The following is a 13,718-nucleotide window of genomic DNA, read 5'->3' as shown; positions in this document are numbered from 1 at the left end:
TTCCCTTCAAAAATTATTTGCTCTTATAGGTTCGTGTTTATGTTTAGCCCATAAATATTTCTGCAGTGAAACTCCAATTACTCCAATGATAACAAGCCCAATCCCTCCATAAACATAAAGTTGAGTTACTCCGAACAAATGCACTAATGGGCCACTCATAGCAGGAGAAATAATTAAAACTGCGTTTGTTAAACTGCTTTGAATACCAAATACTCTTCCTACTTGATCTTGATCCGATTCTATTTGTAAAATGACTTGATTAGATACAAGCATCAGCCCACTTCCAATACCAGCGATAAAACTAATTAAATAGGCCAAAACGAAGACCGTACCGGGCGTTATCAAACCAATCCCCCCAAAACCAATTCCCATTAAAACCATACCTCCACATACTACCCAGCCATATTGAAATTGTTTTAATTTCTGAGTTAGTAATGCACCAAGTATTCCGCCAAGACCAATAATAGAAATGATATATCCCATTTTACTTTTATCATGTGGGAATAAGCTCTTAAATAAAGTTGGGAATTGTGAGTCTACTAATTGTAATACTGCCATGGCTATTGTAACAAAAATCATAGTTGATAATATTATCCGATTAGATAACACATAACCCCACCCTTGTACCCAAGCGGTCCAGGTACTTTGTTTTTGCTTTTCAACAAATTCTTTCGATATAGTTTCTTTAAATTTTATTGTGGGTATCAGAACTAAGGTAGCTAATAAACAACTTATAGCTCTTATAATGAGGCAGAACTCTGGTTGAAACCAGCTCAGCAACATGCCCCCTATAAGTGGGCCTACTATCTTGGTACCCTGCTCTACTATTCCGTTGATACTTACTGCTTTAGTAAGCAAATCCGGGGAGACAATCTGTCTTGTTAGTGTTTGCTGTGCAGGATAATAGAAAACAATAAAAATGGAACGAATCATTAATGCCACTAAGAGCCAGTGGATATCTTGTACAAATAAAAGAGCAATCGTTATTAGACCAACCATTAGATTACAGAACATCATAATTGGAATTTTTCTAAAACGATCTGCAATAACACCCGCCCATGAGCCAAAAATAATTCCTGGAAGTGCATATGCAACAGGAATCAATCCAATCATAGTAGGATCTACTTCCCATTCAAACCCAACTATAGTCATAATCGCTAACATATCAATAAAAACACCAAGCATAAGCAATGAATAGGCAGAGAAAACTTGTAAATAAACCCTATTTCCTAATAGGCCTTTTGAATCAATAGTTTTCATAAAAGCAAGCTCCTTAGGTTACTAATATAAACGCTTTTGCGTATAAGTTACCCCTTTATTAAACCTAATTAATCATTATAAAGATTTCACCTAGAATTTAACTTCGTCAAAACCTAGACTAATCTCAAGGTTCAGCGTATTTTAAATAGTCAGATAAATTTGAGTACACCTATTTCTTTGTCTTTATATCAACTGTTACAAAATAGACCTTTACCTTACACTAAAAACAGTTAAACATTAACTTAATATAACCATTTACAGTTGTTGCACATTCAATTCACATCCTTTTTAAAATTGGCTTTTTTCTATCTCAAATACTATCACACAAATATTTCACCTACTATATTCATAAAGTTGAAATATTTGAATCAGAAAATTCGGATAAAAAACCAAATCCACAAATCATAACAAACTATTATTTAGTTATATTTTCATTTTATAGATAGCTTTAACCATAAGAATATTAAGAATTAAGTTTTTTAATTTTATTAACATAATAGTTTATAGAGACTATAAATCCTACTAAATAAAAAGGTACATATACAATAAAGTATATGTACCTTTCCCTATCCTACATATTTTCTATTCAAATTAATTCCAATAACTAAAATAGATATTAAAAATATAATACTAACAATTACTAATGCACTCATAACAAAGATTGAATAATATATAGTATTGATTTTTTTACATTTACTACCTACTTAACTTATTGGACATTACTGCTTTAAAAAAATTACACATTATACGCAATCGGGATAAATCCCCAAAATATGATTTGACTATGTTATTATATAATATTGTTATGAATATATTTTAAGGTAATGTAACATCAGTTTTTCTATAAAAGAACTTAATTTTTATGTAGTACGAATTTATTTAGTAATATAATATATTAATTTAGGTATAAGAATGTTTAAAGATCACCTATTTCCGTAGGTGATCTTTTCTTGTGATACTGTATTTGTGCACTACTGTAGAAATATATCGTAGATACACTTTATTTGCTAAATTTTTAGTTCTTTCCATTTATTAAAAAACATAGCTTAATACAATTAATATCATATTTGTTAAATTGCAAACTATTATTTTGTCTTCTGTACAGGCAAACTACTAAAAATCAATTCAGCAACTTTTACATATCCTTTTGAGTTTGGATGAATTAAATCCTTAGACCAAAGCGTATTGTCATTAACTAAATGATGATTCCAAAAATCAACATGATGAAGCTTATACTCTCTGCTCAGTGAATGTATAACTTCATTTGCCTCTAATAATTGTTCTTTTATTACTTGTTTTTTTTCAGAAGCAAAAGGAAGCCTAACTGTAAAATCGGGAAGGTTTGCTATAATAATATCCGCCCCTGCTTTACTTAATGTATCTATCATAAATTCCATATCGTTCTTATATGCATCATGATTCCAACGTCCTTTTAAAACATCGTTTGCCCCTGCAATGAGACTAACCAAATCTGGATTAAAAGTTAATGCCTTTTCCAATTGCTGCGAGCGAATTTCTTTAGTTACTAACCCACGCTTTGCAAAATTGGCATATTCTATATCTTTTTCACACAGTTGAACCAAATGATCTACCCAGCTTTTTAATGCAATTCCCTCAACTTCATCCCCTATCCCCTCTGTAAAACTATCACCAATCGAGACAAATCGCTTCCACATATCTATTCCCCCTTTTTATTATTCATATCTATACTATACATTAGCTCACAATGTAATTGTTCTTTCTAAATGTTTTTGATTTCAATTATATTCCACTTTATTATATTTACATTTAGAATCCAAAATTGACCGATTCCTAAGTATACTTAGGAATCGGTCATATTCATATATTTACTAAAGAAATGAAGTTAAACTTTAATCAGTAGAGGTTTTCTTCATCCCTCACTGATTATTAGTTGAACCAATTGGGCTTTTACGGACAGTTAATTTCCCACCTAACTTCTTTGCTCTCGCTGAATTTTGAAGTGAGGGATCTTACTGTCCGGCAAATAGCGGGATATAATCCCTCTAGGTATTATACTTTTTTCAATAAATTTGTTGTTCTTTGTTTTGCCCAGTTGATACATTTCTTTTCGATTAAATGATACGAAACTATAGAAAAAAGTAGTGTCATTGTAATGCACAAAGTAAGAAGGAAAAAGATAGGTATCTTTGTATACAAAAGTTTAAATAGTACCATCATGATTGGAAAATGACACAAATAGATACTGTATGAAATTTCTCCTAAGTATACAAACACACTCTTATTTAAAAGTATTTTTACTTTTAGGTTACTCATAGCCATTATAATAAATATACTAACCCCCATTACGACACCCCAATCTTTTAATAAGAAAGTAGTATCATTACGGGAAAAACCATAAATTAAAATGGAATATAAATATAGAATAATTCCTAAGGCAATAAGAAATCCTTTTTTAAATTTTTTCATATTCCTATATGAGTAGATAAGTTTTTCCTGATGCTTAAAAAGTAACATTCCAACCATAAACATAGATGTAAAATGCAGTGTATCGGCATAACCATTATAAAATCCTTCAGCTTTCCCAATATGCAACATATTAAGAAAAACACTAATTAAAGAAAAGCTCAAAGCAAATAGTATCGTTTTCTTCCAATTCAGTTTATAAAAAAGAAGGAATAACAAAGGAAACACAATAGATATACGCATTTCTTGAGCCAATGACCAAATAACTGGATTATAATTTTCCGTAAAAAAGTTATTAAGAAGCACAAAGTGGTTTATAATATCTAATTTTGTTATAGACCCTTGCCACCTATCATAGAACCAATCCCGTAGTCCTACCACTTCATATGGCGAAAATAAAATAAATAAAACAAAGGTAACGATTATCCAAAAATAATAAGGAATATAGATTCTTACAAATCTCTTAATTAAATATCCCCAATAATTTGTTTTTGAATAATAAAGTGCCATAGATAGCACAAAACCACTTAGTACATAAAAAACGATAACAGCTTCCCCACCCGCCCATAAAAACCTAAGCGGGGAAAATTTAATAGAATTAGGCAACGATGGTAGCATTAAACAAAAATGTCCAAATACCACAGTAAGTGCCGCTAACCCTCGTATGGAATCTAATTCTTTTATTCTCTTACTCATAAAATGTTCTCCTTGTAAATTGTAGATTTTGCTTTTCATAAAGGCCACTATGCAAATGTAGTGGGAGAATTGTACATATTGTTTCTTTAAATTCCTAATATAAGCAGTACAAAGTTAATTTGACCTCCATTTCTTTATATACATAATTTAAAACAAAATATTTAATACAAAGAAAAGATTTTATTAAATTTTTATAAAGTGAAACTTTAATCAGTGGGGGTCTTACTGCCCGTTAATGCGGGATAAAATCTAATTACAGAAATACTTACCGGATATTATTTTTTTATTGTCATTTGATGGAATAATGGGTGGTTTTTCATCATGTAACTTTATTAAACTAACCTTGCACCAGAATCCTTCAAATCGAAAGATTCATAATAAACGCCATCCTTTCTGTATATTTCTACAAAAAGAATAGCGTTTTTGGGGTATATGGATACAAATTTATTTTAGCTTGATAGAAATACAAAAAGTTCCGAAGGACCAAATTTGAAATGTAATACAATCTTTCATTCCAAACTATCCACATAAGAATCTATAATACTTTGAAACGTTTTGTTTCAGACTAATATTTAGTTGTATCCTATAAAATTAGCTTTTTACTATATCAACCGTACTATCCCACATACCGCTAAAAAAAGATCCTGTTTTACGTATAAAACGTGTAAACCAATTTGCTTGTTCCACATCAGATTTTGTTACAAGGTCTATTTGTAATGATTTACCTGATAAGAACCCAGAATCTGTATTATCTTTAGGAGAGATAATCATTTTACTAATAGTTACACCTTCTTTAATAGGCGCTTCTTGTTCCGTATTCAATACTTTAAATTCTTTTTTATAAATGTCTTTGTTGCCCTTCGGCATTGGAAGTGAAACAGCTTGCTTCGTTTGAACTACTACATCTTTGTCTTTTGCATTTGCCACTCGAACTGTTTCATGTCCTTTTACTACTGAATCTTTTCCATAGACATTCTTCACTTCAAAATTCGCAAATCCATAATCGTATAATTTCTTTGTTTCATCAAAACGTGCCGTATGAGATTTTGCTTTTATCACTACAGAAATTAGGCGCATACCGTTTCTTTCTACTGTACCAGTGAAACAATCTCCCGCTTCTGGAGTCGTTCCTGTTTTCAAACCATCTACACCTTCATATTGCTTAATTAAACCTTTTAACATCCAGTTAAAGTTCGCCATATCAATTGGATATTTACCACCCTCTTGGAATGTTTTTTTAGGAATTTTTGCTGTATTTAATATTTGGGGAAAATCTTGAATAAGACGTTGTGCTAAAATTGCACAATCCCTTGCAGACATTTTATTTTTCTCGTCTAGAGTCGTCCCTTCTAGGTGATATCCTTTTAAATCTTGATTTGTTAAGCCTGTAGAGTTTACAAACTTATAATCTTTCATTCCAAACTCTTTCGACTTATCGTTCATCATTTTTACAAAATTGATCTCTTTACCAGCAATCTGTTCAACTAAAGCAATTGTTGCACCATTTGCAGAGTAAATCGCCATTGCCTCATATAACTCTTTTACCGTATAAGAGCCACCATTTTCTAATGGAACATTTGATAATGAACGATCTTGCGAAATCTTATGTGCATATTCAGAGATTTTAACTTTTTGATCCCATTTAAGTTTTCCTTTATCCACCGCTTCATGAACTAAGTATTCGCTCATCATTTTTGTCATACTAGCAATTGCCAATGATTCATCTGCATTTTTTTCATATAAAATTTTTCCGGAATTTGCTTCTATTAAAATTGCTGATCCTGCTTCAACGTCTATAGCAGGAATTGTTTCCGCTGATGTTCTTCCAAATGTAACGACCATGCTACAAAATAGTGTAAGCACTGTTACTATTGCAATAAATCCCTTGCAAAACATATCTTTCACTTCTGTTACCTCCAATATTTTTGTACTCAAAAAACGTTGTTCTAACATAACCCTTCAAAAAATAGACAGCGTTATCAAATTCTATATACATATAAGACATTAGGACCACTTTCATATAGAACATCTCATCCCACCCTTTTAGACACACTGACACTTAGTATTCCCACACATATCCCTCTTTTTAATACCTTTGTATTTTTCAAAATGATTCGTACTTTCATATTTTTTAGGATTACACTTAATAGACAATATAAGTAATACATTTGTTCCACATTTACAAAAAATAAAAAACTACATCCTATACTGGATGTAGTTTTTCTAACTGATCTATTTATTTTTCACTTGATTTTTATAAAAAGCAAATAATGGTTCGATGGATGGACTAGATAACAGCGGGATTGCCTTCTCAATCAATTTCCTATCCCAATCAAACCAACGCATTTCCATTAATATATTTATCTCTATATCAGTGAATCGTTTCTTTATTTCCTTAGCAGGATTTCCACCAACTATTGTATACGGCGGAACATCTTTACTTACGACAGATCCTGCAGCAACAATTGCTCCTTCACCAATAGTAACGCCAGGCATTATTATTGCATTCATTCCAATCCAAGCATCACTTTTAATGACTGTATCACCCTTCGGTTCATATGAATGTTCAATTTGCTCAGCGAATGGATATACTGTAATCCATTCTGCGTGATGATTATGATTACCGCCCATTAAAATGACTACTCCACTAGCAATACAAACATATTTCCCAATAATAAGTCTATCAAGATGCCATCCCATCTGTTCAATTGGATTGAAAAGTGCACGGGACTTAGCATCCCCCCACAAATACCTTACACAGCCATCTTCAAAATTTTGATGACTATAATACCCTGAATAATAGGAGTACTCTCCTACTTCAATGAGTGGATTTGTTACTATATCTTTTAAATACTTCGTTTCTGACCAATGATTAAATAATGGATGCTTCATAACTTTATTCCTCGCTTCTAAGTATTGTAGATTTTTGTAATTCACTTAGAAGCTTAATACGACTGCTACATTTTTTAGCTTTCTCAAACGACGAACCATTAAATTCAAGCCTTTCTTTTATAATAAAAAATCATAACTTGATAATTTACATAAGTCAAATTGTAAAATTATATACCCAAACTTAAGATGTGCATTGAAATTTCAGTTTTAAAATAATCATGTTTTCAATTAATAAATCGCAATTACATATAATAAAGGTTTATTAGCTATATCTCTAACTTCTTTCTTATATTAGTCTTCACTCCCTCGATATAATTTTATTATTTATTAATTTGTCTGATAAATCAATAAATGTTAATATGATTATAGAAGATATTATCACCCATTAGATTTCACAGCTAGTTTTTTACAAAACGATTTCTGAATCCTTAAGTAAATAGGAGGTTTAGAACATGAAACTTTTAAGGCAATCAACAATTATTGGTGCATTGACTGTTGGAGGATTTTTATTTTCGAATACAATTGGTACGCTCCCACCTGTGTCTGCTGAATCGCAACTTACACAAGAAGAATCACGATTTTCAGATAATTGGCGTTGGCAAAGCTATTTTTTATTACATCATAATGCAGATTTTATAGAAGAGTTAGCAGTTGTTGACTTAAAACATGGAGATACATTCGATGTTACTATATTTACTGGTGGTAAAGATACTGGTATTGTAAAAATATATCAATTGAGTGGAAATGAAAATGATGAAATAAACTTGCATAGATATAAAACCATTTATGACTCGGGTTTGAAACATAATTATGGTAGATTTGTAACACCTATTACTAAGGCTTATAATCCTGGAACATATGTAGCTGTTATGAAACTTGGAGAAAATTATTATTATGGAGGCAGTTTTAAAATCTCAAAATAATTTACGTTTATCTCACCAATAAATATTGGATACCATTGTTATTAGACAAAAACTATTTTAAAAGCTCTCTGCCTTATATAAGGTAGAGAGCTTTTTGATTGTCTGCCCTTTTTAAGGTTAGAAAAAATCCTTACTTTCTTTATAAATTAGCATTTTTATTCACGAACCGTTTTCACTTCTTTATGCCCTACAATTCGATATGCAATATTGCATATTCTATATGTTCATTCTTTAAACATGCGATAATTTATTTCTATAAAGGTCTAAAATTAATATTGGAAGGAGAATATTACATGTCTTTCTTTTCTTGGTCTCCTCTTATTTTCTTAATAGTTGTCGCAATTATCATTTCTATTCAAAAGGCTAAGAAACAATAATTTATTATTTGGAGGTGTAATAATGTCATTTGCAGCATGGAGTGCAATTTTTATGACTTTAATCGGAGCAGTGTCCGGAGCAATCTTTGGTACAATATCCTCTAGAAATAAAAGTGAAAATTAAATACTAACGTAAAAAAGAATTTCTAATAAAATTCTATACAAAAAAGTAGCCTATAAAGTTTTATTGGCTACTTTTCATTTCATCCATATTATTTAGCTAAATCTTTCGTACCCTTCATTACATCAACGAAGAATCCCCAGTTATTCACAACAGAAGAAATACTAATATGTTCATCTGGTGTATGAACGTTAAAAATGTCTGGACCAAATGAAATCGCATCTAAGTCAGGCATCTTTTGAACGAATGCACTACATTCAATACCTGCATGTACAGCGAAGATTTCAGCATCCTTGTTGTATTTTTCTTGATGCACTTTTTCAAACAAATTACGAATTTGTGAATTCGGATTGTATGGCCATTCTGGATACTCTGACTCTATTTCAAATGTTGCACCAACTAATTCGGCAATACATTTAATCTCATCTGCAACATGTTGTTTTAAACTACTTACAGAACTTCTCACTTCGTTACGTAATTTAATTTCATTTTGCAACGTTTCAATAACGCCTAAATTTGTTGAACTTTCTACAAGACCTTTAATATCCATGCTCATACTTTGAATGCCGTTTGGAATTAAGAATAATGATGAAATAAGTTGCTTTTGTGTCTCTTTAGCAAATACTTTTTCTACTTTTTCATCCAATTTTGTAATTGTAACATGAACATCTGGATCAACAGCACGCATTTCTTCTTGTAATACTGTAGTCCAAGATTCTAGTTTTTCTTCTACTTTCTCTACATCTTCTGTACGTAATACAATTGTAGCTACACTTTCACGCGGAATTGCATTTGTTTTTAATCCGCCGTGAACTTCACTTATACCAAATTGAATATTTGCTGATAAATCACGTAATACTCGTCCTAATACTTTGTTTGCATTACCACGCTGTTTATCAATTTCCATACCAGAATGTCCGCCTTTTAGACCACCAACATATAGACGGTATGCATCCGTATTAGCTGGCGCTTCATCCCATATTACTGGAATTGTTTCAACAGCTTTCGCACCACCTGCGCTACTTACAAGTAATTTATGATCTTCTTCAGAATCAATATTTATAAAAATCTTACCATCAAAGTGATTTGCATCAACAGCGAAAGCTCCACCCATTGTTGTTTCTTCTTCAGTAGTAATAACTACTTCAAGTGCTGGATGCGGAATATCTTTTGAATCTAATAAAGCCATTGCATACGCAACTGCAATACCATTATCAGCACCTAAAGTCGTTTGATTTGCATATAACATGTCCCCAATGATTCGTAATTCAATTGGATCTTTTTCAAAATCATGTACGGTTGCTTGATTTTTTTCACACACCATATCCATATGACCTTGAATGATAATAGCTGGTACATTTTCATAGCCAGCAGTTGCTTCTTTTTTAATAATGACATTCATTGCTTCATCTTGAATCACTTCTAAATTACGCTCTTTTGCAAAGCCCACTAAATAATCACTAATTTCTTTTTCATTACCCGATCCTCTAGGAATCTTTGAAATTTCTGCAAAATGATAAAATACAGGGTGCTTTGTTAATTGTTCTAAAGTAGAATACATTTTTAAGCTCCTCTCAAAATGACAAAATAATATGTAAGTCTTTTATCATTATACCATGATTCATTATTTTACCTTTCTTTTAACTTTTTAATATATTGTTCATTTTATGGACAACACTCTTACAACATTGTAAGGGGGTTGTAATCTAAATCGATTTTTCTCATTTCATAATAGCCGTATACTGTGTAAAGAAACAAATTGAAGGAGATAAAGAAAATGAAAAGGTTTTTAGCGATTATTACACTATGTTTATTATTTTCTAGTTTTACTATTGGATGTGAAAGAGCATCATTAAATCGAATTGGTAAAGATGTATATTACGTACAGATACAAGGCGAAGGAACTATCGAAAAAGTTGAAGGTAAAAACTTAAGAAACTACACACTGCCTGCTTATGACGAAGACGGAGTAAAAAAACAAATTACATTTAGAAGTAAGAAAGCATCAAACGAACATAAATTAAATGAAAATGCATTTTTATGTCTTTATGTAGATCAAGATGATAAGAGTAAAAATGAAATATCATCAATTGAAGTGAAGTCATATGAAGAGGTTCAGGAAGCTGACTTACCTGCAAAAGTAAAAGAAAAGTTAAATGCTAAATAAAAAACAAAAGAAAATGCACTATGCATTTTCTTTTGTTTTTTTCACTCGTATATATTTTGAACCGCTATTATTCATCAGTTTCTCTAAACGATTTATATTTTCTGTTAATGCACCTTTCACAAGAGAGAAATCTGTATTTGGTTCTTCTTTTTTTTCTTTAAAAAATGAAGACTTTTGTACATTTATTTCAGCCATCTCTTCTCCCCCTTTTCAAAAAGATACAATCTTCTATTTATATTATATCGCAAATGTACGCAGCATGTACAAGTATCATTTTCTTTTTAATTCTTCTTCTAACTCTTCTACTTGCTGTAATGTATCTCCTTTTATTAACGAGAAATCTGTTGTATCTTCATTATCTTCTTTAAAAAAATCATTGTCATAATCTTTTATCACTACAATCACCTCTACGTGCTAGTGTAGGAATGATTGTCCGATTTTATACAAGTTTGTCTAAATTCGCTTTACCTTTATGTATAAGTGAAAAGGACAGAAGAAAATCCTGTCCTTATTTACTAAAATAACTATGATGTATTGTTAAATTATATACATTTTCAAAATCTCGATCTTGCAGATTATTTTTCTTCCCATCAATAACAATGAAAACATCACTCACAGTTTTTGCTGGTATAATGCCGACATTTTCTACTTGTACCGCTTTCTGCTCATTCAACTGCTCAATGTGTTCAAACGGAACGATAATACTAAATTGAGAACGGATACCGCGAAAGTTAGTATTTAATTCCTTTGCCGCTTCAAATACGACAATTTTCGCACCAATCTTTTCCCCATACGAATCTAAAAATACGTTTAAGCTTTTTGTATACTCTTCTTCCGTATGCCATTCCATTGTACCGAACATTGCTGGATTGACATTTTGAATAATTGTTGTATATATTTCCCCTCTTGCTTTAGAAGCAATTAAAGACCGTTTTATCGATTGAACAGTCTTGCCGATATCGCTAAATTTCGCTCCCCATATTTCGGAAATATTAGGTGTTAAAATAAATGCGATATCAACGAAAATAACCATTGCAGTGAACATTAATAGGTTTTTCCAGAGGGTTAAATCAATTCCTTTTATCATGAAATACACGGTGACTGATATTATAAACAACCCATACCAAGTCTTTCTAATACGTTGCTTTTTCTCCTCGTACAACTCTTCGTTTCTCCAGTAAAAGAACACAAGAACGAGAAAAACGATTGCTAAAATAAATAAGCCGATTCGAATGTTAGAGATCACCAATGACATCACCCTCCATTCAAAAACTACTCACGATATCATTACATGCACAAGCAGCCCTCTTTATGACAAAAGACGTGGACAAGCTTCTAAATTTAGCAATATCGCATATACATTAGAAGGTACCACGTCTTTTATCATGAATCTACATTGTATATGTAGACAAGCATGCGTTTCAAATTTTCATGTTAAAAAGAAATATGTTTCGGAATTTTCCCTTTTGGTACTTCTCCGTCCATACTTAAGTAATAATGACGAATCGGACGTAAATCATCGTCTAATTCATAAACGAGTGGAATGCTCGTTGGAATATTTAATGAAACAACACCATCGCTTGAAAGGTTATCTAAGTATTTCACTAGCGAACGAATCGTATTACCGTGTGATGAAATAATTACCTTTTCACCACTTTTTAATGATGGCGCGATTTCTGAATGCCAATAATCAAGTACTCTTTTCTCCGTATCCACTAAACATTCAGTCAATGGAAACTCACCTTTTTTAAGTGTTTTATATTTTGGATCATTCATTTCATATCTAGGATCATCCTCAGTAAGAGCAGGTGGTCTTACATCAATACTTCTTCTCCAAATATGAACTTGCTCCTCACCATACTTTTTCGCAGTTTCATCTTTATTCAACCCTTGCAATGCACCGTAATGTCTTTCATTTAGCTTCCAAGATTTATGTACTGGTACCCAAGCAAGATCCATCTCATGAAGTACAATCCATAACGTCCGGATTGCTCGTTTTAATACAGATGTATACGCGACATCAAAAGTATATCCATTTTTCTTTAAAATCCCTCCTGCTTCTCTCGCTTCACTTAATCCATTCTCTGATAAATCTACATCTGTCCATCCTGTAAAGCGATTTTCAAGATTCCATAAACTTTGTCCGTGACGAATAAGTACAAGTTTTATCATAATAATTCCCCTCTCGGAAATGTGAATTTTATTGTTCCATTGCGTACACGTATAAAGTATCTAGTAATGTATCTTTTTATCCATTCACTCTATGACCAATCCATAGTTGCCAAATGTATGGATAAAATTTGTTCTTTTTCAAACTATAAAAACAGATATATTTCTTATTATTTCTGATCGATTACAACTGCTCGTTTTGATATCCAAGCATCAAAACCTGATCGACTATTTGCCATTTCATTCATAACTTGATGCCAATTTTCTTCACATGATTCACCAAATTTTGAAAAAATAGCACTCATCTGTTGTCTTTGAACATCGCTCAATTTTTTCTCTAAATCTACACCTATTTCTGTTAAAGATAACTGTTTCACACGGCGATCATGTGTAGCTTCATTACTCTCAATTAAGCCTTTTTCCACAAGTTGTCGTAGTGGTCCGTGAAGAGCTTGTTTACTTATTTCTAACAGTGATAATAACTCATTTACACTTATCCCTGGAAATCGTGCGATAAAAAATAAAATTCGGTGATGTACTCGTTGTATGCCATACTCTTTTATAATTTCATCTGGCTTTTCAGTAAATGTTTTATATGCAAAGTAAAATAATGCTAATGCTTCATTCATCTGTTCTTCTTTATGTTGTGTCATCTGCGTTCCCCCTGT

13 protein-coding genes are annotated in these 13,718 nt (G+C 31.6%); 2 read left to right on the top strand and 11 right to left on the bottom strand.

Translation table 11 applies throughout. The annotated features are described in order from the left end of the window. Positions 1–6: 6 nt before the first annotated feature. From RBB48_RS21145 to RBB48_RS21125, 5 genes are all read right to left on the bottom strand, one after another. Positions 7–1,260 (bottom strand): MFS transporter, encoded by a 1,254-nt coding sequence (locus RBB48_RS21145; RefSeq protein WP_000848289.1) that lies wholly within the window; start codon positions 1,258–1,260, stop codon positions 7–9. A 1,085-nt stretch (positions 1,261–2,345) separates the two neighbouring features. Then, positions 2,346–2,936, bottom strand: a complete 591-nt coding sequence (locus tag RBB48_RS21140; RefSeq protein ID WP_088063388.1) for an SGNH/GDSL hydrolase family protein — start codon at positions 2,934–2,936, stop codon at positions 2,346–2,348. 355 nt (positions 2,937–3,291) lie between these two features. Further along, positions 3,292–4,440 carry an acyltransferase family protein gene (locus tag RBB48_RS21135; RefSeq protein WP_088063387.1) on the bottom strand — a complete coding sequence of 383 codons (1,149 nt, stop codon included), beginning with the start codon at positions 4,438–4,440 and terminating at the stop codon, positions 3,292–3,294. 552 nt (positions 4,441–4,992) lie between these two features. Further along, the gene (locus RBB48_RS21130) at positions 4,993–6,306 is read right to left on the bottom strand and encodes a D-alanyl-D-alanine carboxypeptidase family protein (RefSeq protein WP_098134232.1); all 1,314 of its coding nucleotides are present in this window, start codon (positions 6,304–6,306) and stop codon (positions 4,993–4,995) included. Positions 6,307–6,633: 327 nt separating this feature from the next. Beyond that, positions 6,634–7,293: a CatB-related O-acetyltransferase gene (locus tag RBB48_RS21125; RefSeq protein WP_088063385.1), complete on the bottom strand. Its 660-nt coding sequence runs from the start codon at positions 7,291–7,293 to the stop codon at positions 6,634–6,636. Positions 7,294–7,745: 452 nt separating this feature from the next. Here RBB48_RS21125 and RBB48_RS21120 point away from each other — a divergent pair, with 452 nt between their 5' ends. Beyond that, positions 7,746–8,216 carry a DUF5065 family protein gene (locus tag RBB48_RS21120; protein WP_149213303.1) on the top strand — a complete coding sequence of 157 codons (471 nt, stop codon included), beginning with the start codon at positions 7,746–7,748 and terminating at the stop codon, positions 8,214–8,216. A 589-nt stretch (positions 8,217–8,805) separates the two neighbouring features. Here RBB48_RS21120 and pepD read toward each other — a convergent pair. Then, a complete protein-coding gene (gene pepD, locus RBB48_RS21115; protein ID WP_306008028.1) occupies positions 8,806–10,275 on the bottom strand; it encodes a beta-Ala-His dipeptidase in 1,470 nt (489 codons plus the stop codon). 216 nt (positions 10,276–10,491) lie between these two features. Here pepD and RBB48_RS21110 point away from each other — a divergent pair, with 216 nt between their 5' ends. Beyond that, complete coding sequence (locus RBB48_RS21110) at positions 10,492–10,881, top strand: YxeA family protein (protein WP_060488821.1); 390 nt, start codon at positions 10,492–10,494, stop codon at positions 10,879–10,881. 18 nt (positions 10,882–10,899) lie between these two features. On the opposite strand, the gene spoIISB is transcribed toward RBB48_RS21110, so the two are convergent. The 5 genes from spoIISB to RBB48_RS21085 all read right to left on the bottom strand — a co-directional run bounded on the left by spoIISB (position 10,900) and on the right by RBB48_RS21085 (position 13,703). Continuing rightward, positions 10,900–11,076, bottom strand: coding sequence for a stage II sporulation protein SB (gene spoIISB, locus RBB48_RS21105; RefSeq protein WP_046959435.1), 177 nt, complete (start codon positions 11,074–11,076; stop codon positions 10,900–10,902). Positions 11,077–11,151: 75 nt separating this feature from the next. After that, a complete protein-coding gene (locus tag RBB48_RS21100; RefSeq protein ID WP_000588712.1) occupies positions 11,152–11,277 on the bottom strand; it encodes a hypothetical protein in 126 nt (41 codons plus the stop codon). A gap of 112 nt (positions 11,278–11,389) precedes the next feature. Further along, positions 11,390–12,127, bottom strand: a complete 738-nt coding sequence (locus RBB48_RS21095; RefSeq protein WP_306008044.1) for a type II toxin-antitoxin system SpoIISA family toxin — start codon at positions 12,125–12,127, stop codon at positions 11,390–11,392. Between the two features lie 188 nt (positions 12,128–12,315). After that, positions 12,316–13,053 carry a 2,3-diphosphoglycerate-dependent phosphoglycerate mutase gene (gpmA, locus tag RBB48_RS21090; protein WP_088063381.1) on the bottom strand — a complete coding sequence of 246 codons (738 nt, stop codon included), beginning with the start codon at positions 13,051–13,053 and terminating at the stop codon, positions 12,316–12,318. Between the two features lie 167 nt (positions 13,054–13,220). Further along, a complete protein-coding gene (locus RBB48_RS21085) occupies positions 13,221–13,703 on the bottom strand; it encodes a MarR family winged helix-turn-helix transcriptional regulator (protein WP_088063380.1) in 483 nt (160 codons plus the stop codon). Positions 13,704–13,718: the final 15 nt, after the last annotated feature.

Origin of the sequence: Bacillus sp. MMSF_3353 (assembly GCF_030733445.1) — a bacterium.
In the GTDB taxonomy this organism is placed as follows: Bacteria; Bacillota; Bacilli; order Bacillales; family Bacillaceae_G; genus Bacillus_A; species Bacillus_A wiedmannii.
Note: the sequence above shows the minus strand (reverse complement) of the source record. Positions and strands in the feature narration are given on the sequence as shown.